Origin of the sequence: Microbacterium sp. CFBP 8794, from assembly GCF_014841235.1 — a bacterium.
In the GTDB taxonomy this organism is placed as follows: Bacteria; Actinomycetota; Actinomycetes; order Actinomycetales; family Microbacteriaceae; genus Microbacterium.
This window is the reverse complement of the sequence record NZ_JACYTT010000002.1, coordinates 84470-108096: the sequence shown is the minus strand read 5'-3', so window position 1 is coordinate 108096 and position 23627 is coordinate 84470. Positions and strand designations below refer to the sequence as shown.

The 23627-nt window shown below is 72.1% G+C and carries 21 protein-coding genes and 1 tRNA gene; 7 read left to right on the top strand and 15 right to left on the bottom strand.

Translation table 11 applies throughout. The features are described 5' to 3' along the window. Window positions 1-2: 2 nt before the first annotated feature. From lnt to IFU19_RS04155, 9 genes are all read right to left on the bottom strand, one after another. Entirely contained in the window at window positions 3-1598 is a 1596-nt protein-coding gene (gene lnt / locus IFU19_RS04195; protein WP_235560619.1) for an apolipoprotein N-acyltransferase, read from the bottom strand. Then, the gene (locus IFU19_RS04190; protein WP_055940146.1) at window positions 1595-4078 is read right to left on the bottom strand and encodes a DEAD/DEAH box helicase; all 2484 of its coding nucleotides are present in this window, start codon (window positions 4076-4078) and stop codon (window positions 1595-1597) included. Before IFU19_RS04190 ends, lnt begins: the two co-directional genes overlap by 4 nt. Continuing rightward, window positions 4075-4836 carry a twin-arginine translocase subunit TatC gene (gene tatC, locus IFU19_RS04185; protein ID WP_055837953.1) on the bottom strand — a complete coding sequence of 254 codons (762 nt, stop codon included), beginning with the start codon at window positions 4834-4836 and terminating at the stop codon, window positions 4075-4077. Before tatC ends, IFU19_RS04190 begins: the two co-directional genes overlap by 4 nt. Before the next feature lie 63 nt (window positions 4837-4899). Continuing rightward, window positions 4900-5154 carry a Sec-independent protein translocase subunit TatA gene (gene tatA, locus IFU19_RS04180; protein ID WP_055837538.1) on the bottom strand — a complete coding sequence of 85 codons (255 nt, stop codon included), beginning with the start codon at window positions 5152-5154 and terminating at the stop codon, window positions 4900-4902. A gap of 164 nt (window positions 5155-5318) precedes the next feature. Beyond that, window positions 5319-6293 (bottom strand): helix-turn-helix transcriptional regulator, encoded by a 975-nt coding sequence (locus IFU19_RS04175; protein ID WP_055837542.1) that lies wholly within the window; start codon window positions 6291-6293, stop codon window positions 5319-5321. After that, the gene (locus IFU19_RS04170; RefSeq protein WP_192013003.1) at window positions 6290-7282 is read right to left on the bottom strand and encodes a WYL domain-containing protein; all 993 of its coding nucleotides are present in this window, start codon (window positions 7280-7282) and stop codon (window positions 6290-6292) included. Before IFU19_RS04170 ends, IFU19_RS04175 begins: the two co-directional genes overlap by 4 nt. Window positions 7283-7308: 26 nt before the next feature. Continuing rightward, the gene (locus IFU19_RS04165) at window positions 7309-8256 is read right to left on the bottom strand and encodes an FKBP-type peptidyl-prolyl cis-trans isomerase (RefSeq protein ID WP_055837548.1); all 948 of its coding nucleotides are present in this window, start codon (window positions 8254-8256) and stop codon (window positions 7309-7311) included. 9 nt (window positions 8257-8265) lie between these two features. Continuing rightward, a complete protein-coding gene (locus IFU19_RS04160) occupies window positions 8266-9282 on the bottom strand; it encodes a tRNA (adenine-N1)-methyltransferase (RefSeq protein ID WP_191915146.1) in 1017 nt (338 codons plus the stop codon). Then, complete coding sequence (locus IFU19_RS04155; protein ID WP_055837554.1) at window positions 9279-9974, bottom strand: HAD family hydrolase; 696 nt, start codon at window positions 9972-9974, stop codon at window positions 9279-9281. Before IFU19_RS04155 ends, IFU19_RS04160 begins: the two co-directional genes overlap by 4 nt. 108 nt (window positions 9975-10082) lie before the next feature. On the opposite strand from IFU19_RS04155, the gene IFU19_RS04150 reads away from it, so the two are divergent. Then, the gene (locus tag IFU19_RS04150; RefSeq protein ID WP_055837557.1) at window positions 10083-10949 is read left to right on the top strand and encodes a PAC2 family protein; all 867 of its coding nucleotides are present in this window, start codon (window positions 10083-10085) and stop codon (window positions 10947-10949) included. Between the two features lie 71 nt (window positions 10950-11020). Here IFU19_RS04150 and IFU19_RS04145 read toward each other — a convergent pair whose 3' ends face one another. Further along, window positions 11021-11866, bottom strand: coding sequence for an undecaprenyl-diphosphate phosphatase (locus IFU19_RS04145; RefSeq protein WP_055837560.1), 846 nt, complete (start codon window positions 11864-11866; stop codon window positions 11021-11023). Window positions 11867-11874: 8 nt separating this feature from the next. Continuing rightward, window positions 11875-13176: a M20/M25/M40 family metallo-hydrolase gene (locus IFU19_RS04140; protein ID WP_191915147.1), complete on the bottom strand. Its 1302-nt coding sequence runs from the start codon at window positions 13174-13176 to the stop codon at window positions 11875-11877. A 140-nt stretch (window positions 13177-13316) separates the two neighbouring features. On the opposite strand from IFU19_RS04140, the gene IFU19_RS04135 reads away from it, so the two are divergent. Together IFU19_RS04135 and IFU19_RS04130 are read left to right on the top strand one after the other, a co-directional pair. Then, window positions 13317-13402 (top strand) — tRNA-Leu (locus tag IFU19_RS04135). Window positions 13403-13559: 157 nt separating this feature from the next. Then, window positions 13560-14603 (top strand): isopenicillin N synthase family dioxygenase, encoded by a 1044-nt coding sequence (locus tag IFU19_RS04130; protein WP_192013002.1) that lies wholly within the window; start codon window positions 13560-13562, stop codon window positions 14601-14603. 145 nt (window positions 14604-14748) lie between these two features. On the opposite strand, the gene IFU19_RS04125 is transcribed toward IFU19_RS04130, so the two are convergent. After that, a complete protein-coding gene (locus IFU19_RS04125; RefSeq protein WP_197978823.1) occupies window positions 14749-15870 on the bottom strand; it encodes a VIT1/CCC1 transporter family protein in 1122 nt (373 codons plus the stop codon). Window positions 15871-16104: 234 nt separating this feature from the next. After that, window positions 16105-18294: a DEAD/DEAH box helicase gene (locus IFU19_RS04120; RefSeq protein ID WP_249405349.1), complete on the bottom strand. Its 2190-nt coding sequence runs from the start codon at window positions 18292-18294 to the stop codon at window positions 16105-16107. 355 nt (window positions 18295-18649) lie between these two features. Between IFU19_RS04120 and IFU19_RS04115 the strand changes: the two genes are divergently transcribed. From IFU19_RS04115 to IFU19_RS04105, 3 genes are all read left to right on the top strand, one after another. Then, window positions 18650-19510 carry an SGNH/GDSL hydrolase family protein gene (locus IFU19_RS04115; RefSeq protein WP_055837571.1) on the top strand — a complete coding sequence of 287 codons (861 nt, stop codon included), beginning with the start codon at window positions 18650-18652 and terminating at the stop codon, window positions 19508-19510. After that, window positions 19507-20199: a hypothetical protein gene (locus IFU19_RS04110; protein WP_191916327.1), complete on the top strand. Its 693-nt coding sequence runs from the start codon at window positions 19507-19509 to the stop codon at window positions 20197-20199. The genes IFU19_RS04115 and IFU19_RS04110 overlap by 4 nt, the downstream gene beginning before the upstream one ends. A gap of 67 nt (window positions 20200-20266) precedes the next feature. Continuing rightward, window positions 20267-20569: a putative quinol monooxygenase gene (locus tag IFU19_RS04105; protein WP_055940130.1), complete on the top strand. Its 303-nt coding sequence runs from the start codon at window positions 20267-20269 to the stop codon at window positions 20567-20569. On the opposite strand, the gene IFU19_RS04100 is transcribed toward IFU19_RS04105, so the two are convergent. Both IFU19_RS04100 and IFU19_RS04095 read right to left on the bottom strand, forming a co-directional pair. Further along, complete coding sequence (locus IFU19_RS04100) at window positions 20566-21372, bottom strand: TrmH family RNA methyltransferase (protein WP_055837580.1); 807 nt, start codon at window positions 21370-21372, stop codon at window positions 20566-20568. The genes IFU19_RS04105 and IFU19_RS04100 overlap by 4 nt on opposite strands. Window positions 21373-22143: 771 nt before the next feature. Further along, a complete protein-coding gene (locus IFU19_RS04095) occupies window positions 22144-23346 on the bottom strand; it encodes an amidohydrolase family protein (RefSeq protein WP_249405348.1) in 1203 nt (400 codons plus the stop codon). Window positions 23347-23442: 96 nt separating this feature from the next. Between IFU19_RS04095 and IFU19_RS04090 the strand changes: the two genes are divergently transcribed. Beyond that, a complete protein-coding gene (locus IFU19_RS04090; RefSeq protein ID WP_156458872.1) occupies window positions 23443-23613 on the top strand; it encodes a hypothetical protein in 171 nt (56 codons plus the stop codon). Window positions 23614-23627: the final 14 nt, after the last annotated feature.

The following is a 23627-nucleotide window of genomic DNA, read 5'->3' as shown; positions in this document are numbered from 1 at the left end:
ATTCAGACGCCGGCCCCTTCGGGGGTCGGCGTCTTCTTCGTGGCGCGGGACCGCACCGCGACGAGCACACCGGCCGCCAGCAGAGCGACGAGGCTCCCCCCGCCCACCACGATCTTGACCGCGGGTCCGATGACCGTCGCGGGGGTGAGACCGGTGCGCAGCGGCACGTCGGTGAGCATGTGCCCCGCGACGTCGACGGGCAGCTCGTCGAGGGTGGCCCCGTCGGGTGCGATGACCTGGCTCGTGCCCACGGTCGAGAGGTTCACCACCGAACGACCGGTCTCGATCGCCCGCATGCGCGCGAAGGCGAGCTGCTGCAGGTTCTCGTCGGTGCCGCGGAAGTCGGCGTTGTTGGTCTGGAACATGTAGATCTGCGCCCCCGCGGCCGCGCCGTCCCACACCACGTCGTCGTAGATCACGTCGAAGCAGATGGCAAGGCCCATGCCGACACCGTTCAGGTCGAAGAGCGGGCTCGCCGTTCCGGGGGTGTACTCGCGCCCGATCAGACCGATCAGGTCGGGAGCGAACGGCTCCCAGAACGCCCGGTCGGGCACGTACTCGCCGAACGGCACCGGATGCCGTTTGTCGTACGTGGCGATCGCCCCGCCGTCGGGGGTCCACAGCAGCGCGGAATTGAACAGGTCGGGCCCGCGCTCGGTCACCGCCGAGACGAGCAGCGGCGCGTCGACCCGGCGCGACAGCTCGTCGAGCACGGCGGCGGTCGGTCGCGAGGCGGTCGGGTCGGAGTCGACGCCACCCTCGGGCCAGAGCAGCACGTCCATGTCCTGCCCGAGAAGCGGAGCGGATGCCGCCAGCTGCGCGTTCAGCACGGCGTTGCGGGAGCGCTGGTCGAAGTAGCCGGCGGGACCGTTGCCCTGCGCCGCGCCCACGCGCAGCGAGCCCGCGTCGGTGGTCGGGAACTGCGGCAGCGCCACGAGCACGACCAGAACGAGCGCGGCCGGCACGGCACGCGCGAGACGGCGGAACCGCCCGGTGCGCACGAACTCGATCGCCATGGCGCACAGCAGCACGACGAGGAACGTCAGCCCCGACATGCCGACCCACGACGCCACCTCGGCGAAGGGCCCGTTCACCTGCGAGACGCCGATACGTCCCCAGGGGAAGCCGCCGTACGGCCATGAGCCGACGATCTGCTCGCGCAACGTCCACAGCCCCGCGACGAGGGCCGGCAGCAGCACGAGCCGTCCGAGCGTTCCCGGCGCCAGCCGCGGCATCCATCGGTAGGCCAGCGCGATGGGGATGGCGAACACCGCGGTGAGCAGCGCTTCGAGCACAGACAGCGCGATCCACGGGATGGGTCCCAGGTAGCGCGCCGTGAAGAGCAGGTTGACCGAGAAGAAGGCCGCCCCGAACAGGAACCCCACGAGCAGCGACGACCAGATGCCCCGACCGGCGAGGACGACGAGCGCGAGCACCACGGCGGGCAGTGCCATCGGCCACCACGCCAACGCGGGGAACGCGGTGACCAGCAGCAGACCCGCCACGACCGAGAGCGGCGCCGCGAACGCCAGACGCAGCACCGGCGGGGCGGGCTCGGCGAGGCGCGCGCGCGGACGGCGCGTCGACACGGCGCTCACGCGGACGTGTACGCGACGATGCCGCGCCGCACGGAATCCAACGCCGTGCGCGCGGTCGACGCGAGCTTCGGTTCGGCGACGAGCGAGATCTGGTCGAGCAGGTCGATCGTCTGCTTGACCCAGCGGACGAAGTCGCCCGCGGCCATGTCGGCGAGGGTGAGCACGCTGTCGAGCGGCAGACCCTTCGCCCAGGCGTGCATGGCGGGGGCCAGGCCGGAGGCGGGTTCCGCCGAGCCCGGCAGGCGGTGGTCGCGCTCGAGGTCGTCGAGCTCCTGCCAGAGGGTCTGCGTGGCATCGAGCGCCCCGCGGAACGCGCCGCGCGGCAGACCCCGCTCGCCCGGCCCGGCCTCGTCGCGGCGCGGTTCGTACACGAGGCAGCAGGCGAGGGCGGCGAGGGACGGAGCATCGAGTCCGTCCCACAGGCGCTGGCGCAGCGACTCGGCCACGAGCAGGTCGCGCTCACCGTAGATGCGGCGCATCGTGCGACCCGCGGGGGTCAGCACCGTGGCACCGTCGTCTTCGATCGCGACGTACTCCAGGGCGGCGAGCACCTCGACGACCCGGTCGAAGACGCGCGCGACGTTGCCGGTGCGCTGATCGATCTGCTGCCGGGTCTTGTCGGTGGTGCGCTTGAGCTTCCAATACCGCTCCGCCCACCGGGCGTGGGCCTCGCGATCGGGGCACGACTGGCAGGGGTGCCGCTGCATGCGCCGGCGCAGCGACTGGATCTGCTCCTGCCGCTCGTCGCGCAGGCGACGGGGCGCCGTGGCGTCGCGCCGGTTGATCTTCTCGAGATCGCTGAGTTCGCGGCGAATCGTGGAGTACTCGCGGAAGTCCCCGCGGTCGCACGTCATCGCCTGCTCGTAGCCCGAGAGCGACTCCTCGGCATCCTTCACCTGACGCGCGAGACCGACGACCGAGCGGTCGGCCTGGAACTGCGCGAACGACGACTCGAGCACCTCGCGGGCCCGGGCCCGACCGAACTGGTCGATGAGGTTGACGGCCATGTTGTACGTGGGCCGGAAGCTCGAGTTCAGCGGATAGGTGCGGCGCGAGGCCAGCGCCGCGACCGACTGCGGGTCGAGGCCCTCGGTGAACTGCACCACCGCGTGGCCCTCGACGTCGATGCCGCGGCGGCCGGCGCGACCGGTCAGCTGCGTGTACTCCCCCGACGTGATGGCCACACGAGCTTCGCCGTTGAACTTCTCGAGCTTCTCGAGCACGACCGTGCGCGCCGGCATGTTGATGCCGAGCGCCAGCGTCTCGGTCGCGAAGACGACCTTGACGAGCTTGCGACGGAACAGCTCCTCGACGACCTCTTTGAACGCCGGCAGCAGGCCCGCGTGGTGCGAGGCCATGCCGCGCTCGAGGTTGTCGCGCCACTCCCAGAAGTGCAGGACGGCGAGGTCCTCGTCCTTCAGTGTGAAAGTCAGCTCGTCGACGATCTGGCGGATCTCGACGCGCTCCTCGGCCGAGGTCAGCCGCACGTTCGCTCGCCGCAGCTGCTGCACGGCGGCGTCGCAGCCGGCGCGGCTGAAGATGAAGAAGATCGCCGGCAGCAGGTGGTTGCGCTGCAGCAGCTCCACGACCTCGGGACGGTCGATGCGCTCGATGCGCGGCCCCTGCGCCGCACGGGTCGGCTTGTGCCCGGCGCGGCGCTGGCCCGCGTGGCGCGGACCTCCGGCGTGGCGGGCCGAGCGGTACTCCTGCGCGCGCCGGTTGTTCTCGTATCCCCCGGAGTTGCCCCCGCGAATGCGCAGCAGCTCCTGGTTCACCTGGGCGGTGGCGACTCCCGCCCGGTCGTCGAACAGCGGCAGCAGATCGCCGCGCACGAGCACGTGCTGCTCGAGGGGCACGGGCCGGGTCTCCGACACGATCACCTCGGTGTCGCCGCGCACGGTGTCGAGCCAGTCGCCGAACTCCTCGGCATTCGACACGGTCGCCGACAGCGACACGAGTTTGACCGACGACGGCAGGTGGATGATGACTTCTTCCCACACCGCGCCGCGGAAGCGGTCGGCGAGGTAGTGCACCTCGTCCATGACGACGAAGCGCAGGCCACGCAGGGCCGGCGAATCGGCGTACAGCATGTTGCGCAGCACCTCGGTCGTCATGACGACGATGCGCGCCGAGGAATTGATGTTCGTGTCGCCGGTGAGCAGGCCCACCTCGTCGTCGCCGTAGATCTCTTGCAGCTCGTGGAACTTCTGGTTCGACAACGCCTTGATCGGCGTGGTGTAGAACGCCTTGTCCCCGGGCTCCGACATCGCGAGGTGGATGGCGAACTCGCCGACGATGGTCTTTCCGGCGCCGGTGGGGGCCGCCACCAGCACGCTCCGCCCGTCTTCGAGGGCGTGGCATCCGGCGATCTGGAAGTCGTCGAGCTCGAACCGCTGCATCTCGGCGAAGTCGGCCGTGTGCGGGTGCGTCGAACGGGCGCTGGCGCGCGCGAAACGCTCGGCCGGACTCGGAGCGCTCACGCGATGGGCCCCGACGGCGTTGCGGCCGCGGCCGCGCGACGCGCCTTGCGGCGATCGAACAGCATCGACACCCCGGCGGCGGCGAAGAACAGCACGGTGAGGATGGCGGCCAGCATGAGCATGCTGATGATGTCGGCCGCGGGGGTGGCGAGGGCAGAGAACAGGGTGGCGATGAGGATCGCGACCCGCCAGCCCTTCAGGATCGCCTTGCCGCTCATGATGCCGGCGACGTTCAGCGCGACCAGGAACACCGGCAGCACGAACGCCACGCCCACCACGATCATGAGCTTGAACACGAAGTCGTAGTAATCGGTGGCGTTGTAGAAGTTGACGCCGCCTTCGGGAGTGAAGCCCCACATGAGCTCGATCACGTGCGGCACGATCAGGAGCCCCACCCAGCAGCCCACGAAGAACAGCGGGACGGCGGATGCCACGAACCCGACCGTGTAGCGCACCTCTTTGCGCGTGAGTCCGGGCATGATGAACGCCCAGATCTGCCACAGCCACACCGGCGCCGACAGGAAGATGCCGATCGAGAACGCGATGCGCATGCGCAGGTCGAACGCCGAGGTCACCGAGGTGAAGTTGAGCGCCGAGAAGTCGTCGCCGCGGCGCTCCGCGATCGCACGGATCGGCTCGGTGATGAGGTGGATGATCGGGTCGGTGATGATGAAGGCCACCACCATGCCCACCACGAGGGCGGCAGCCGCGATCATCAGACGCTTGCGCAGCTCGACGAGATGCGCGCCGATGGACATGCGCTTATCGCGCCGCGGCCCCTCGGGGAGGTCGATGCGCGGCGGGCCTGCCGTCACCACGACTTAGATCGTGGGGTCGTTCGACCTGCGCGGCTCGGGGGCGGCGGTCGAAGCGGTGCCGGTCTCGGTGGCGCGCGGCGTCTCGGGAGTGGGAGCCGCGACCTCGTCGTCGCGCTTCATCTCTTTCATCTCGCTCTTGAACACGCGAGCCGACTGGCCGACGCTCTTCGCGAGGGCGGGGAGCTTGGCGGCGCCGAACAGCAGAAGGATGACGGCCAAGACGATCAGCAGGTGCCATCCGGTCAATCCCTGAAACATGAGGACTCCTCGTCTTGTTCGGGCGTGGACATCAGTCTAACCCGCGGTTTCCGCCGCGGACCGGACAGGCCCACGGGCGCGACGACTCGGTGCGGACGCTCAGGCGCGGTGATCGGGCCGGCCAGCGGCTCCTCGTCATCGCGGAGGGCCGTGCGGGCAGGCGCTCAGGGCTCCGCGCGATACTGCGCCAACCCCGCCGCCGCCCACGCCGCCGCCGCGTGGCGGGCGCCGGCCGGTTCGAGCAGCTCGACCTCGCCGCCGCGCCGGGCTGCGAGGCGCTTCAGGCTCTGCTCGTCGGCGAGATGGAGCGAGGCCACCGAGGTGACCCCGTCGGAGTCGTCGATGTCGGCGCGCTCGAGGTAGTCGGCCAGCAACGGCGCCACCGCGCGGGGAAAGCGGAACCGGGCCACCACCTCGTCGTCGGCCGGGGCGAACAGGTCGGGAACCGGATCGCCGCCGTGCACAGCCGGGATGTCGGTGAGGGTGGGGTCGCTCACGCGGTCGAGGTGGAACGTGCGCACGGCTTGGCGCAGGTGGCACCAGCCCTGCAGGTACCACTGGTCGTTGGCGATGTGCACCTTGATGGGGTCGACGGTGCGCGTGGTGGGACCGGCGCCGGGCGCGCGGTACGTGAACGTGACCGCCACGCGGGCGCGGAGCGCCTCGTCGACGACGTCGCGCACCCCGTCGACGGGCCCGGGCGCGACGATGACGGCGGGCGGCGCCGCGGCGGCACCGCGAGCGAGCTTGGAGAGCAGCCCCGAGACGAGGTCGTTGTCGCCGACGCCCGGCAGACTCCGAGCGAGTTGCAGACCCGCCAGCAGAGCCGCGGCCTCGCGCGCGGTCAGCCGAGGCGAGCGTTCAAGTCCCACGGTGTTGGTGATCGCGATCACGTCTTCGCGGTCGAGCAGGTCCCAGTCGATGTCGAAGAGGTCGTGCGGCAACTGCCAGTACCCCTGCTCGCCGGGAAGGCCGATGACGGTGAGGCGCTCCACCATCGCGCGCATCTGCCCGGGGGCGACGTCGAAGTCGGCTGCGGCCTCGGCCACCGAGACCTCGCCCTTGCCGAGCAGGTAGGGCACCAGCTGCAGCAGCAGAGCCGCGCGGTCGAGGGCGGCGATGGGCCGATCGGTGCTCACGCGGCACCTCCGTGCAGGGCCAGCGTCGCCTCGAGGCGACGGATGACCTCGACGCGCAGGTCGTCGGGGGCGACGACGCGCACCTCGGGACCGTACGAGGCGAGCTCGTCGGCGAACACGTGCAGGTCGACGTACGGCACGAGGATGCCCTGCGGCGCCGCATCGGCGCGGCGCGCCAGCCGCAGGGCGGCTTCGGTTCCGGGGTGCACCTCGAGCAGGGCCCGCTGACGCGCGGCGACAGCCCGCAGGCCCGCCAGCGCACGCTCTCCGGCGCCGTCTCGCAGGTCGGCCGGGAACTTCTCGCGCGCGACGGTGACGTCGCCGACGATGCGGGCCAAGAGGAACGTGCGGTCGGCCTGCACGTTCTGGTCGAACCCGTAGACGTGCCACCGCGCCTCGTACTCGACGAGGGCGAACGGACGGATGCGCCGCTCGCGCGGACGCGCCTCGCCCGGACGCAGGTAGGTGAACGTCACGACCCGCGACTGCTCGATCGCCCGCTGCAGGGTCGCGAACGAGGCGTCGCGCACCCGGATGCGGGGCGCGTACCCGATGATCGGCTCGTCGACGGCGATGCCGAGCGCGCGGATCTTGCGCAGACCACTGCGGGCGTCGGCCGAGAGCGACTCACTCCCCCACACGCCTCCGGCGATGTTCAGCAGCGCCACCTCGGCCGGGCTGAACGAGATGTCGTCGGGCAGCTCGTACTCGGCGGTCGGCACGCGATAGCGCGCCTCGCGCAGATCGTCGGGGTCGGAGCGGTTGCCGATCGTCTCGATCGGCACACCGAGCCCGCGCAGGTTCTCTTTGTCGCGCTCGAACATCTTCTCGAGCGCATCCTTCGACGCGCCCGCCTCGAGCTGCTCGCGGTAGCCCGCGACCGAGGAGAGGATGGTGTCTTTGGTCAGCCCCTGCTCGGTCGCCATGAGGGCGACGACGAGGTTCACCAGGCGCTCCTCGGGAGCACTTCTGGACGGGGTGGCGGGCACCCGCCCATCCTAGGCGTCGGGGCGGGTCAGCCGACGGTGCCGAGGATGTCCACGACGTACACCAGGGCGGTGTCGGCCGGAGCCTGGAGGATCTGCTGGTCCTGCTCGGTCTGGTCGGCGGGGACGACGACGAGAACCTGCGAACCGACGGTCTGCCCCTCGAGGGCCGAGGCGAGAGCCGGCGGCAGAGCAGACACCTTGGCCTGGCCGGGCGCGCCGTTCTTCCAGGTGGAGGCGAACGTCGTCTTGGCGCCCCACGCCACGCCCTGCACGTGGATGACCACCGAGGAGTCGGCGGTCAGCGCGTCGCCGTCGCCCTTCATGATGGTCTGCGAACGCACCTCGGTGGGGGCGTCGCCCGCGGGGGTCACGATGCCGGGCTGTCCGTCGGGCGCGCGCACGACCGAGGGCATGCCGGACTCGGCGTTGTACTGGTCGGCGCCGTCTGCGGCGGGCAGGAACACCTTGCGCACGTCGAACACGAAGATCGCGCCGTCGCCCTCGCCCAGACCGAAGCCCTGGGCGCCCTGCGCACCGACCTGGTCGCCCGGGAGGGCGACCGCGACGCGCGAGCCCTCGGTCACGCACTTCAGCAGCGGGGCGACGGCGGGCACCGCCTGCGTGAGGCGCGTGATCGGGGTGGCGGTGGTGAGGTCGGAGCTGTACTTCGTCGCCCCCACCTGCTCGCCGGTGGCGGCGTCGAGCACGGTGACGTCGATCAGCGAGAGCTGATCGTCGGTCGTGATGCGCGTGCCGTTCCCCTCGATGAGCGTCTGCGTGCCCGCCTGCGACGGGATGAACGGCGATCGCACGGTCACCGTGGGCGTCGTACCGAAGTCACCGGTCGCCTCGACCACCGAGGCGATCGAGCTGTCGGTGGGGGTCGGGCAGGAGGACGCGGCGGTCGCCGAGCATCCGACGAGGCCGAATCCGGCCAGAGCGGTCACGGCCACGAGAGCGGGAAGTCTGCGCACCGGATCAGTTTAGGCGCTCGGGCCCGACTCCTCCGCCGCGCCCGCGACGGACTGCCGCACACCCTCGGCGGACTTCTGCGCTTCGCGCACGCGCTTGCGCAGATTCTTGTCGGTGATCTCGCGGTCGCCGACAGCTCCCGGGGTCCAGAGCTCCACGTCTTCATCGCCGTAGCTCGACTTCGACGCGCGGCGCTTGACCTCGGGCGGGACGGCGCCCGGCGCGAGACGGCGGGCTGTGATGAGGAACCCCGTGTGCGCGATCATGCGGTGGTCGGGGCGCACGGCGAGGCCCTCGACGTGCCACCCGCGCACCATCGTCTCGCTGGCATCCGGTTCGGTGAACAGACCCGTGGCACGGATGTACTCGGCAACACGGCTCAGCTGCGTCGCGGTGGCGATGTAGCACAGCACCACACCGCCGGGGGTGAGGGCGTCGGCGGCGGCGTCGATGCACTCCCAGGGCGCGAGCATATCGAGCACGATGCGGTCGACGGATGCCGGGGCCACGGCATCCGGAAGGCTCTCGACGAGGTCCCCGACGATGACGTCCCACGTCGGGGGGAGCTCGCCGTGGAAGGTCGCGACGTTCGCGCGGGCGACCTCGGCGAACTCCTCACGACGCTCGAACGAGAGCAGCCGACCCGCGGGCCCGATCGCGCGCAGCAGCCACAGCGACAGGGCGCCGGAGCCGACGCCGGCCTCGACGACGGTGGCGCCGGGGAAGATGTCGGCCTGCGCGAGGATCTGCGCCGCGTCCTTCGGGTAGACGATCGCCGCGCCACGCGGCATCGACATCACGAAGTCGCGCAGCAGCGGGCGCACGGCCAGGTAGTCATGGTCGGAGCTGTTCGTGACCACGCTGCCGTCGGGCTGGCCGACGAGCAGCTCGTGCTTGAGCACGCCGTTGTGGGTGTGCAGCTCGCCCGCCTCGCGCAGCGTGATCGTGTGCATGCGGCCCTTGGGGCCGGTCAACTGCACACGATCGCCGATGCGGAACGGACCGCTCAGGTGGGGGGTCTCGCTCATCGGTTCTCCTGGCGGGTCGGGACGTGCGCGGCGTGGAGCGCGCGCAGGTGGGCGGTGGTGCGGCCCTCGAGGCTCGGCCAGAGCGCGTGCGCTCCGACGCCCTCGAGCGGCACCATGAGAGGGACGCCGAGCGACACGGCGCCGCTGGCGATGGCCGAGCGCAGGCCGTTCGGGGAGTCTTCGATGGCGACGGTGTCGACGATGGCGACGCCGAGCGCGGCGGCGGCCTGCAGGTACGGGTCGGGGTGGGGCTTGGGGCGCTCGACGTCGTCGCCGGCGACGACGATGTCGAAGGCGGGGAAGTCGATCAGATCGACGACCGAGAGCGCCATGCGCCGCATCGACATCGTCACGAGCGCCGTCTGGACGCCCTCGGCGCGAAGATCGGCGAGCAGCTCGCGCGCGCCCGGGCGGAACGGCACCCCCGTGACGGCGAGCTGCCGCAGCACCTCGTCGGTGAGGTACGAGATGATCTCGTCGACGCCCCACGGCACGCCGGCGTTCTGCAGCAGGCGGGCGGAGTCCTCGAGCGCGAGGCCGACCATGCCCAGCGCCTGCTCGTGCGACCACGTGCCGCCGAAGCGCTCCACGAGCGGGGTCTCGGCGGCCATCCAGTACGGCTCGGTGTCGACGAGGGTGCCGTCCATGTCCCAGAGGACCGCGGACGGCGCGGGACGCGCGGGGGAAGTCATCGTTCCATCGTATCCAGCGCCCCGCGCGGCCCCGCGCCGCACGTCCGGCCGTCGTCGCGCGCGTGCGCCTATCCTGGAACCCAGCCCCGACGGGGCAGAGGAGGTTGTGTGGACGCACTGGGTCGCCGGATCATCGTCGCCGCATTCGACGGCTGGAACGACGCCGGAGAAGCCGCGTCGGCGGCGGCCGCCATGCTGCGCGCCGACGTCGAGTACGAGGTCGTGCACACGGTCGATCCCGAGCTGTACTTCGACTACCAGTACACACGACCGCAGATCGGATTGGATGCCGAGGGGCGGCGCACGCTCACCTGGCCCGAGGCGACGCTGCTGCGGCCCGTCGAGCGCTCCGACGAGGCCGAGATCTGGCTGCTCGTCGGCGTCGAGCCCGCCCGCGCGTGGCAGGCCTTCGCGGCCGAGTTCATCGACGTCGCCCTGCGCGAGGACGTCACCGGCTTCGTGGCCCTCGGCTCGATGATGTCGGACGTGCCCCACACGCGGCCCATCTCGGTGTTCGCCGGCAGCGACAACGACAACGTCCGCCAGTCGCTCGGCCTCGAGAAGAGCCTGTACGAGGGTCCGGTCGGCATCCTGAGCGCGATCGGCCACGCCGCCGAGGCCGTCGGTATCCCCACCGCGAGCCTCTGGGCGAGCGTCCCCCACTACGTCGCCGGGCACACCCCCTCTCCCAAGGCCACGCTGGCACTGCTCGAACGCCTCGAGACCATCAGCGGCATCGCGGTGCCCCGCGGCGACCTCGAGACCGAGGCGCGCGCCTGGGTCGCTTCGATCGACGCGGCCGCCGCCGACGACGACGAGATGAGCGACTACATCCGCCAGCTCGAGCAGACCCGCGACACGTGGGACTCCCCCGAGGCGTCGGGCGACGCGATCGCGCAGGAGTTCGAGCGCTACCTCCGCCATGGCGGCGACGGTCCCACGAAGCCCGGTCGAGACGACCCGCCGCGTCGCTGAACACAGAACGAAGGCGCCGCCCCCGAGGGGACGGCGCCTTCCGTTGTTCCGGCCCGTCGGGGCGCGGCCCGTCAGCCGGTGATCGCCGAGTACGCCGGCAGCACGCCGAGCGCCAGCAGCACCATGACCAGGATGCCGAGAGCCACCCGGTAGATCACGAACGGCAGGAAGCTGCCGCGCTGCAGGTAGCGCATGAGGAACGCGATCACGACGTAGCCGACGACGAACGCGATGACCGTGGCCAGGGCCGTCTCACCGAGGCTGTAGGGACCGGTGCCCTCGTCGAAGCTCTTGTACAGCTCGTAGAAGCCACTGGCGAAGACGGCGGGCACGGCGAGCAGGAACGAGTACTCGGCCACGGCGGTGCGCTTGTAGCCGAGGGCGCGACCGAGCGTCGTGGTCGCGCCCGAGCGCGAGACGCCCGGGACGAGCGCGAGCGCCTGCGCGAAGCCGTACGCGATGCCGTGCGGATAGGTCAGATCGTCGAGCTCGCGGCGGCGCTTGCCGTAGTGGTCGGCGAGACCGAGCAGGACGCCGAACACGATCAGCACGATCGCGGTGATCCACAGGCTCCGGAAGTTGTCGCGGATGAGGCTCTGCAGCAGGAAGCCCGCCGCCGCGATCGGGATGGTGCCGATGATCACGAGCCAGCCCATGCGGGCGTCGGGGTCGCTGCGCGGAACCCGGCCGGTCAGCGAGCCGAACCAGCGCGAGAGGACCCGACCGATCTTCTTGCGGAAGTAGATCAGGACGGCGAGCTCGGTGCCGATCTGCGTGATCGCGGTGAAGGTCGCGCCCGGGTCGACGCGCGACGGCAGGAACTCGCCCACGATGCGCAGGTGCGCGCTGGAGGAGATGGGGAGGAACTCGGTCAGGCCCTGAACGAGCCCGAGGATGATGACCTCGAGAATATGCATACGGTCCTTCAGTACGTCCGGAGGAGGTCGGCGAGAACTCGTCGACCGAACTCGAGCGCGTCGACGGGGACGCGCTCGTCGACACCGTGGAACATCCCGGTGAAGTCGAGATCGGCGGGGAGTCGCAGCGGTGCGAATCCGTAGCCGGCGATGCCGAGGGTCGACAGCGCCTTGTTGTCGGTGCCTCCGCCCATCAGGTAGGGAACGACCGGCACGCCCGGGTCGTGACGACCGAGCTGTTCGATCATGGCGTCGACGAGGTCGCCCGAGAACGGCACCTCGAGGCCGATGTCCTGGTGCACGATCTCGATGTCGACGTGCGGGCCGACGATGCGGCGGATGTCGGCGAGGGCGGCCTCTTCGGTGCCCGGCAGCACGCGGACGTCGATGAGGGCCTCGGCGCGGTCGGGGATCACGTTGTGCTTGTACCCGGCGGTGAGACCCGTGGGGTTCGTGGTGGTGCGAAGCGTGGAGCGGATGAAGCTGGATGCGGCGCCGGTGCGCAGGGCGAGAGCATCGGGATCGCCCGCGTCGTCACCCGTGATCTCGGCGAGTCCCGCCAGCAGCTGCGTGGTGGTGTCGGTGAGCCGGATGGGCCATTCCGTGCGCCCGAGGGCCGCCACGGCCTCGGCGAGGGCCGTCACGGCGTTGTCGGGATGCAGACCGCTGCCGTGGCCGGCGCGGCCGCGGGCGACGAGCTTGATCCAGATGAGGCCCTTCTCGCCCACCTGCAACAGGTACGCCCGGCGGTCGCCGACGGCGATCGAGTAGCCGCCGACCTCGCTGATGGCCTCGGTCGCGCCGGCGAACCACTCGGGGCGGTCCTTCACCACGCGCGCCGAGCCCTCGACGCCCCCGTTCTCCTCGTCGGCGAAGAAGGTCACGATGATGTCGCGCTCGGGCTGGTCCCCCGCGCGCAGCACGTCGGCGACGGCGGTGAGGATCATGGCATCCATGTCCTTCATGTCGACGGCGCCGCGGCCCCAGAGCACCCCGTCGCGGATCTCGCCCGCGAACGGGTCGACGCTCCAGTCGGCGGCGACGGCCGGCACGACGTCGAGGTGGCCGTGCAGGATCAGGGCGGGCTTGTCGCGGTTGCGGCCCGGGATGCGCGCGCAGACGTTGGTGCGGCGCTCGACCGGCTCGTAGTACTCGACGTCGAGGCCCAGCGCTTCGAGGTAGGCACCGACGTACTCGGCGGCCTCGCGCTCCCCCTCGGCGCGACCCCCGCCGTAGTTCGAGGTGTCGAACCGGATCAGGTCGGACGCGATGCGGGCGACCTCGGGCACGTCGGTTTCGAGCTCGGACATGCGCTCTACGGTACCCGGGGAGCGCGACCCCTCCCGTCGCGTGTCATCGTGAGACGCGCCCGGGGCGTCGCCCCGGTTCGAGGCGGGGTCGGGAGCATGGTAATGTCGTTCCTCGTTGCGAAAGCGACGAAACACCCAATGCGCGGGTGGCGGAATAGGTAGACGCGCTAGCTTGAGGTGCTAGTGCCCTTTAACGGGCGTGGGGGTTCAAGTCCCCCCTCGCGCACAGAACGACGAAGGCCCCGGGTTCATCCCCGGGGCCTTTTCTGTTCCCCTCGCGGCCCGGCGTCGGTGTCCTCGGAACCCTCCCCCGCCGCGCCTGTTCCGCGCGAACGTGACGCCCCAGAAACACCGGCGTGACACGGCCCGCTTAGCGTCGAGGCATGCCCTCGTTCCGCGTGCCGACGATCGACATCTCCGCCTGGGTGGGCCGCGGCTCGCCCGATGCCCGGGCGGCGGTGGTCGCCGCCGTCGATCACGCGTGCCGCACCGTCGGGTTCATGCAGATCGTGGGGCACGGCATCCCGGATGCCGCGGTCGCGGACCTCGCTGCCGGACTCGACGAATTCTTCGCCCTGCCTCTCGAGGCGAAGAAGACGTACGTGCGACCGGCGAGCGAGAACCGGGGGTACAGCCCGCCGAAGAGCGAGTCGCTGAGCTACAGCCTCGGCGTCGACCCGGTCACGCGCATGAACGACTTCTTCGAGGCGTTCAACGTGGGAACGTCGGCCGCCGAGTATCCGGGGTCGACGGCGACCCCCGAGGACTACGCCGCGAACACCTGGCCCACCGACACGACCGTCTTCGAGCCCGCGGTCCGCACCTTTTACGACGAGGCACGCCGGGTCGCCCACACGCTCACGCGCGTGTTCGCCGCAGCGCTGCGGGTGCCGGAGGACTTCTTCGACGACCTGACCGGCCACTCGATCGACGTGCTGCGCATGAACAACTACGCCCTGCCGCCCGGCACGATCGAACTCGACGGCGAGCTCACGGGCATGGGCGAGCACACCGACTTCGGACTCGTGACCGTGCTCTGGGCCGATCAGGTGAAGGGGTTGCAGGTGCTGGGGTCGGACGGGTCGTGGAACGACGTCTCGCCCGCCGACGGCGCGCTGCTGGTCAACCTGGGCGACGTGGCGGCACGGCTCACCAACGACCGGTGGATGTCGACGCTCCACCGGGTGAAGCCGCCCGTCATCGACGGGACGATCGAACGCCGACGATCGGCGGCGTTCTTCCACGACGGCAACGCCGACGCGGTGATCGCTCCCCTGCCGCACTTCGTCTCGCCCGACGCGCCCGCGCTCTACGACCCGGTGACCGTGCGGGAGCACATCGCCGCCAAGCTCGCCGGTTCGCGGGCGGGCCGGCGCAACGTGACGGCGGTCCGCGAGGCCGCGCGCGTGGCGGCGAGTCGCGGCTGACGCGGGGTCGCCCCGGCATGCGGCGCCGCCCCCAGCCGCCCGGGCATCGCGGCCGAGAAACGCTCGCTCTCGCGAGACGCGCGGTGTCGCGCCGTGTCTCGCGCGAATCGGTGTGTCTCGCGCGGCGTCTCCAGAGGCCTCGGAGTCACGCCGCGGAGACGCCGAACACCAGACCCAGCGCGTAGGTCACGGCGGCGGCGCCGAAGCCGATCGCCAGCTGGCGCAGTCCCCGCTTCAGCGGCGACGCCCCCGACAGAAGCCCCACCATCGCCCCGGTCGCCATGAGCGCGATGCCCACGAGGGCGAGGGCGAGGACGACGGCACCGAGACCCGTCATGCCGAGAATCCACGGCAGCACCGGGATGATCGCGCCCGAGGCGAAGAACAGGAAGCTCGAGATCGAGGCACCCCAGGCGCTGCCGACGACGTCGTGCGCGGACTCCCCCGGAGCCGCGGCGGCGGGCGCCGTTCCCGCTCGCGCGGCGGTCACGGCCTCGCGGGCCTTATCGAGGGCGGCCTCGGGGTCCATGCCGCGCGTGCGGTACACGAGGGCGAGCTCGTTGGCATCCAGGTCGAGGTGGGGAAGCGCGGAGTCGGCGAAGTCGCTCTCTTCGGTGGCTTCCAGCAGCTCGCGCTGCGAGCGCACCGAGACGAACTCCCCCGCGCCCATCGACAGCGCTCCGGCGAGCAGACCCGCGATGCCGCTGAACAGCACGAAGCTCGGGGCGACGCCGGTGGCCCCCACGCCCATCACGAGGGCCAGGTTCGAGACGAGGCCGTCGTTGGCCCCGAACACGGCGGCGCGGAAGGTTCCCGACAGACGGCGGCGGCCGCGGGCGGCGAGACCGCGCACGACCTCGTGGTGCACGCGCTCGTCGGCGGCCATCGCGGGGGTCGCGTACGGCTCGTCGGAGTACGGCGAACGGGCCTCGGCGTTCTGGGCGAGGGCGAGCACGAAGATCGAGCCGAAGCGGCGGGCCATCCACGAGAGGGACCGCGTACCGATCCCGGGCCGCGGCAGGCGCGGCGGAGTCTCACCCAGCAGGTCGAGCCAGTGCTGCTCGTGGCGCCCCTCGGCCTCGGCGAGGGCGAGCAGGATGTCGCGTTCCTCGCCGGTGCGCCGCGAGGCGAGCTCGCGGTAGACGCGCGCCTCGGCGCGTTCGTCGACGAGATAGCGCGCCCAGCGGCGGCGATCACGGGCGGTCGGGGTGGCGAGGGTCGTCACTCGGGCTCCTTCGGGTCGCCCACCACCGTAATGAGCGCCCATCGCTCCCCCGGGCGCGTCGGCTGACACTGACAGCATTTCGGGCCTCCGAAGCCCGGGAACACGCGGATGCCACGGCGACGGTGCCAGCATTTCGGGGTCGCGAAACGCGAGGTGATGGCACATCTGCATGACCGACCGCGCGGTGAGAGGCCAAAGTGGCGCCGACCACGAACTCCTGACCCACCTGTCATGCAGATGGACCACGTCCGCGGGGGCGAGGTCACCCAGCGCGGTTCAGGAATGCACGCGCCTGCGCAGCACGTCGATGCGCGCCTGCAGCTGCGCGACGGTCGCGTGCGAGACGGCGGGACCGCCGCAGATGCGCCGGAGCTCGGCGTGCACGAGACCGTGGGCCTCGCCGCTCTGGCGGGCGTACAGACCCACCATGGTGTTCAGCAGCTGGCGCTGCTCTTTCAGCGTGCGGTGCAGCGGGGCGGGCAGGCCGCCCTCGTCGACCGACGGCGGCTCGACGCCGTTCTCTTTCTCGCTCGCCTCGCGAGTGGAGCGGTGGCGCGACTGCCGGGTCGCGCGCGACATCAGCACCTCGTGCACCTGCTCGGGCTCCAACAGACCCGGGATGCCGAGGAACTCCTCTTCTTCGACGGTCCCGGGAACCGCGAGCTGACCGAACTCCTGCCCGTCGAACAGCACCCGGTCGAAGTGGGCGAGGGAGCCCAGTGCCTGGTACTCGAACTCCTGCTCGAGCGCGTCGGACGCTTTGTCCTCGCGCTCGGCGGCGTCCATCATGTCTTCTTCGGCGTTCCACTGGTCTTCCGCGTCGCTGTCGCGGTCGAGGGCGTGGTCGCGCTGCGCCTCCATCTCACCGGCGAGGGCGAGCAGCTGCGGCACGTTCGGCAGGAAGACGCTCGCGGTCTCGCCCCGCCGGCGGGCGCGCACGAAACGGCCGATGGCCTGGGCGAAGAACAGCGGGGTCGAGGCGCTCGTGGCGTACACGCCGACCGCGAGACGCGGCACGTCGACGCCCTCCGACACCATGCGCACGGCGACCATCCATCGGCTCGTGCCCTTCGAGAACGTCTCGATGCGGCCCGAGGCCTCGGCCTCGTCGGACAGCACGACGGTGACCTTCTCGCCGCTGATGTCCTCGAGGATGGCGGCGTAGGCGCGCGCCGCGGTCTGATCGGTCGCGATGACCAGGCCTCCGGCATCCGGGACCGTCTCGCGCACCTCGGTGAGGCGGCGGTCGGCGGAGCGGAGGACCGCGGGGATCCAGTCGCCGTTCGGATCGAGAGCGGTGCGCCAGGCCTGCGAGGTGATGTCTTTGGTGTTGTCCTGCCCGAGCTGGGCTTCCATCTCTTCGCCGGCCTTGGTGCGCCAGCGCATCTGACCTGCGTAGACGAGGAAGAAGACCGGACGCACGACACCGTCGTCGAGGGCGCGCCGGTAGCCGTACGCGTAGTCGGTTCTCGAGAGGCGGATGCCCTTGGCGTTGGGGTGATACTCCACGAACGGGATGGGGGCGGTGTCGCTGCGGAACGGCGTCCCCGACAGCAGCAGGCGCCGCGTGGCGCGGTTGTAGGCCTCGCGCAGGGCGTCGCCCCAGCTGAGCGCGTCGCCGCCGTGGTGCACCTCGTCGAGGACGACAAGGGTTCTGGCATCCATCGTCAGCCGCTGGTGCACCTCGGCTTTGACCGCCACCTGCGCGTAGGTGACCGCGACCCCGTGGTACTGCCGAGACGGCGTCGCGTGGCGGTTCGAGAAGAACGGATCGAGACGGATGCCGACCCGCGCGGCCGCCTCGGCCCACTGGGTCTTGAGGTGCTCGGTGGGGGCCACCACGACGATGCGGTCGATGACGCCGCGGCGCATGAGCTCACTGGCCAGGCGCAGGGCGAAGGTGGTCTTTCCGGCGCCGGGGGTGGCGGCGGCGAGGAAGTCGCGGGGCCCCTTGCCCTCGCCGTCGGGTCCGTCGAGGCCGAAGTAGAGGTCGAGCGCCTCGGCCTGCCACGCGCGGAGGCGCTGGGCGGTGCCCCACGGGGCGCGCTGCGGGAACGCCGGCGAGAGGTGCTCGGCCGCGAAGGAGCCGAAGTGCGGCTCGGTGCCGTCGGGGGACTCGTCGACGGAGAGGGGGGCGTCGCCGGGCACGGGGTGGTCGACGACGGGAGCGGTGGCGTGGGCCGGGTCGACGGGGGTGGGGGCGTGGGCGGGGCCGGCGGGGGCGGAGGCCGGGTGGGGCTCGGTGGTGCGCGGGGCGTCGGCGGGAGCGAGCGGCGTCGCCGCCTCGCGAGGCGGCGCGGGGGGGTCGTCGAGCGGGGAGCGGCCCGGGCTGGCGATCGGGCCCGGGCTGGCGATGCGCGCCGTGCTCGCGACAGGGCCGGGGCTGGCGATGCGGATCGTGCCGACGCCCGCCGGGGAGGAGTCTGCGTGAGGGGGGTGCGGGGGGCGGGCTTCTTCTTCCAGCATCGAACCTCCATCCCTCGCGAGCGCGAACATCAACGATAGGTCACCTCCGCACGGTGTCGCACCGGACTGCGGACAGATCTCGCCTTCGCCGGGCTCTCACCGCGGGCCGGAGCGGGTCGTGCGGCCGCGCGCGTCCGCACGGCCGTCTGCGCGGCGGGGCGTCGCGGCGCGGCGGGCAGCGCGGAGGGCGCGGCGCGGCGGGGCGGGCGGCGCGGAGGGCGCGGAGGGCGCGGAGGGCGGTGCAGCGGGCGTCGCGGCGGGCGACGGCCGACCCGCTGCCGCGTGCGCCGCCCCGGCCGTCCGGCACCTCCCGCCGTGTCGGGGGTCGGGGTTAGCCTGGACCGAGGAGGTACCGATGACGACAGATCCGCACTCGCCCCGCATCCCGTCCGCATCCGACAATCCCGGCCCCCACCCGTGGCGCCGCTACGTCGCCCTGGGCGACTCGTTCACCGAGGGGATCGGCGACCCGCTCCCCGACGGCGATCACCGCGGCTGGGCCGACCGCGTCGCGGCCGTGCTGGCCTCGCAGGTCGACGACTTCGCCTACGCCAACCTCGCCGTGCGCGGAAAGCTCATCGCGCAGATCGTCGCCGACCAGATCGAGCCGGCCCTCGCCCTCAAGCCCGATCTCATCACCTTCTCGGCCGGCGGCAACGACGTCATCCGCCCCGGAACCGATCCCGACGCCGTCTCGCGCCAGTTCGAAGACGCCGTCAGGCGCCTGCGCCGCGACGGCGCCACCGTCGTGGTGTTCACGGCGATCGACACCGAGTTCACGCCCGTGTTCCGCGGCATCCGGGGCAAGGTCGCGATCTACAACGAGAACATCCGCGCGATCGCCGACGCCCACGACTGCGTCGTCGCCGACCAGTGGGGGCTCAAGGGGGTGCAGGACATGCGCTTCTTCGACGACGACCGCCTGCACTACAACGCGCTCGGCCATCACGAGGTGGCGCGCATGGTGCTGCGGGCGCTCAACGTTCCCAACGATCTGCAGCCGATGCAGCCCGAGACGCTTCCGGTGCGCACGTGGCGCGCCGCGCGCGAGCGCGACCTGGTCTGGGCGCGGTCGTACCTCATGCCGTGGGTCCTGCGGCGCCTGCGGCACCAGTCGTCGGGCGACGACGTGCACGCCAAGCGTCCGGAGCCGCTGCCCGTCGTGACCCTCGCGCCGGGTCCGGATGCCGCGGGCCCACGCGGGACGCAGGTGTGAGCGGCGTGGACCACGACGACCTGCCCGACGCCGTCACCGCGCTGCTGGACGCCGCCGACGCCGACGTGCTGCTGCGCGATGCCGAGTCACTGGCCGCGGGACTCGTCGAGGCCGGCTGGACACCCGAGGTCGAGAGCGGGCGCTTCAGCGCCGACGGCTGGGACGTGCTGTCTTCGGCCCGGGCGCCCCACGTGTCGGTGTTCCTCGACGGCGAGGTGAGCCGGGTGAGGGGCGCCGCCCTCGCGGTCGCGTCGGCGATGAAGGCCGTGCCGCACCGCTGGGTGTTCGACTCCGAGGGGCCGGACTGGTCGACGTGGTCGGTCGACGACGAGCGATGGGACGCCGAGTCCATCGACGCGCTGGAGTGGACGGGAGCCGACGTCGTCGTCACCCTCTTCACCGCGGGCGAGACGCCGGCGGGGCCGGGCACGCTCCCCGCCCACCTGCACCTCGCGATCGAACGCGCCGACACTCCGTCGGACGGCCTGCCGCGCGATGACGACCGCGCGCGGCGCGTGCTGCGCGAGGGCTCCGTCATCGATCGCTGGTACCTCACGGGCGAGGATGACCTCCCCGACGACGTGCTCACGGCCCTCGAAGCCGACCACGACCCGCGCGTGCGCGCCGCGGCCGAGTCGGAGCGGTGGATCCGCGAGCGCTCGCTCGGTGAGCAGCCGCCGGGGCTCTGACCCTTCTGCGCGCCCCGGCGCCGCGGCGGCTCCCGGCGATGTCCGAGCCCCTCGCTAGCCTTCAGGCATGACCTTCGTGAACGCCGGCACGCTCGGCACCGAACCCGGCCGACGCGATGAGCTCGTCGGCATCCTGACTCGTCGCAACGACGCGCTGCGCGAGCTGGGCTGCGAGCTGTACGAGGTGGGCACGACCGACGACGAGCCCGACACCGTGTTCGTCGTCGAAATGTGGCGCGACCCCGAGGCGCATAAGGCCTCGCTGCGGCATCCCGACGTCGTCGCCGCGATCGCCGAGGCCCGGCCCCTGTTGAACGGGGAGTTCGGCGGCTTCCGGTTCGAGGTCTCGGGGTCGCCTCTGCGCGACTAGCGCCGCCCGCGCCCCAGTTCCCACAGCGCGACGGCGCTCGCCGCGGCGACGTTGAGGGAGTCCACTCCCCCGGCCATCGGGATCGTCACGACAGTGTCGGCCGCGGCGAGAGCGGTACGACTCAGACCGTCGCCCTCGGCGCCGAGCAGCAGCGCGACGCGTTCGTGTCCCGCGGCCGAGAAGGCGTCGAGGCTGACGGCGTCGTCCGAGAGCGCGAGGGCGGCGAGGTGGAGCCCCGCGTCGTGCAGCAGCGGGGTCGCTTCCGACCACTCGGGCAGGCGGGTCCACGGCACCTGGAACACCGTGCCCATGCTCACGCGCACGCTGCGTCGGTACAGCGGGTCGGCGCACCGCGGCGTCACCAGCACGGCATCCGCGCCCAGGGCCGCCGCCGAGCGGAACGCGGCACCGATGTTGGTGTGGTCGACGATGTCTTCGAGCACGACGACGAGCCGCGCGTCGCGGACGACGTCAGCGACGGATGCCGGCATCGGGCGGTGCATGGATGCCAGCAACCCCCGGTGCACGGCGTACCCCGTGATCTGCTCGGCGGTCTCGGACGTGACGACGTACACCTCGGCATCCTCACCGACGAGGGCGAGGGCGTCGGCGAGGAACTTCTGCTGTACCAGGACCGAGCGGGGGCGGTGCCCGGCGCGGAGGGCCCGGTCGAGCACCTTCGACGACTCGGCGATGTACAGCCCTCCCGCGGGCTCCGATACCCGGCGCAGCGACACGTCGGTGAGATCGCGGTAGTCGGCGAGTCGGGGGTCGTCGGCGGAGTCGAGCGGGATGACGGGCATCGTCCCATCGTGCCAGCCGCGTGCCGCGCGCTGCGCCCACGCCCACGCCCGGTCCCACGTCCACGTCCAGGCCGCCCACGTCCAGGCCGCATCCGCCCCCCACGTCTACGCCCAGGCCCACGCCGCGCCCACCCCCACGCTTGCGCCCAAGCCCACGCTCCGCACCCACGCTTACGCCCAGACCGCGCCCCGTGCGCCCCGGGAGCACGTCGAGTGTCCGGAACACGCCGCATCCGGGCCCGCTGGCACGGCGCGTCTTGGACACTCATCAGCTTCGGCGCCGCGCGTCACTCCCGCAGTCCGCACCGGCGTTCGCGCCCGGGGCCACGCCCGCGCCCACGCCCACGCCCACGCGTAGGCCCGGGCCCGGGGCTAGGCCGCGCCCATGCCCGGGACTAGGCCGCGCCCACGCCCGGGCTCGCGCCTCGCCGGCGCCCCGTGAGGGCCGGAGCACGTCGAGTGTCCAACACACGCCGCGTCCCTGCCCGCTGGCACGGCGCGTCTTGGACACTCAACGGCTTCAGCGTGAGCGTGAGGGCCGGGACCGGGCCGGGCGCGAGCCGGGGCCGGGCCGGGCGCGAGCCGGCGCGAGGCGCGAGCCGGCGCGAGGCGCGAGCCGGCGCGAGGCGCGAGCCGGCACGAGGCGCGAGCCGGCACGAGGCGCGAGCCGGCACGAGGCGTGAGCCGGCACGAGGCGCGAGGCGCGAGACGCGAGCCGGGGCCGGGCGCCGGGCGGCGCGAACCGGGACCAGCACCAGGCGCCGCGCACCCTCACGCCACGTGCAGCACCCGCCCGCCGCCGACGACCAGCATCCGCTCGGGCAGGCGCACCAGCGCATCGAGGGGGTTCTCGGCATCGAGCAGCACGATGTCGGCGCGGGCACCCTCGATGAGGTCGTGGGTCTCCCGGCCGACCGACCAAGCCGCGTCGGTCGTGGCGAGATGCACGACGCGCAGCAGATCGTCGTCGCGCACGAGGCCCGCCGCGCGGGCGTACTGCCAGGCGATCCCGAGGGTGTCGCCGGTGCCGTAGGGGCTCCACAGATCACGGATGCCGTCGGTGCCGAACGCGAAGCGCACCCCGGCCTCGTCGAGCTCGGCGAGCGGCAGCTGCGGCAGGCGGAGCGGGGCGACCGTGGTCATGGTGACACCGACCTCGGCCATCGCGGCGAGCAGGTCGCGGCGGCGCGCGGGCTCGATTTGCGCGACGGCGAACCCGTGGGCGATGTTCACCCGCCCCTGCAGCCCGAGCCGGGCGGCACGGTCGACGAGAAGTTCGATCTGGAAGGCTCCGAGGTCGGCGGGGTCGTGCAGGTGGATGTCGATGCCGACGCCGGTGTCGGCGGCGAGCGCGGTGATCGCGTCGATCTGCCCGACGGGGTCGCGGTCGATGGTCGCCGGGTCGAGTCCGCCGATCCCCTCCACGCGGGGTCGGGCGGCGGCCGCGCGCAGCAGGTCGAGGACTCCGGGGCGGCGCAGGACCCCGTCTTGAGGGAAAGCGACGATCCGCACGTCGAGCGCGCCTTCGTATGCCGCGGCCGCTTCTTCCACGGCCTCGATTCCGCGCAGGCCGACTCCGCCGTCGACGTCGACGTGGGTGCGGATCGCGGTGGTGCCGTGGCGGACGAATTCGCGCAGCACGTGGGCGGAGCGCTCGAGCGACGGGATGCCGAGGCGGTCGCGCTCGGAGCGTTCGTGGCGGATGCGCCCCTCGGTGGACGCCTCGCCGCCGTAGGACTGCCAGGGAAGCCCCCACCACGACTTGTCGACGTGCGCGTGCGCGTTCACGATGCCGGGGAGGGCGAGGAGACCGCGTCCGTCGAACTCCCGCACGCCGATGGGGGCCGTGCCCGCCGGGGTGATGCCGGTGATCTTCCCGTCGGCCATCGCGATGTCGACGAGGTCACCGCCCCAGGGCCGGACGCGGCGGAGCGAGGTGATGTCGAGCATGGCCGGAGGGGGAAGGGGGGTCATGGTCCCAGTATCCCCAGCGCCTCGGCCCCGTCGGCGGCGCCGCGCGCGGCGACCGCCCGCGCGCGGCGCTGGCCGGGGCTGTGCGACGATCACCGTATGGATCTGCAGAGCTTTCTCGCCGACGTGTGGTCGTACGGTGTCCTCGGCCTCATCGGCCTGATCGTTCTCGCCGTCGTGCTCGCCGTCATCTTCGGGCCGGCCCTGCTGCAGGCGCGGATCGCGCGCACGGAGCCGAAGAAGCCCTACCCCTGGCAGCGGCGCAAGTAGGGGCCTCCCGCGCC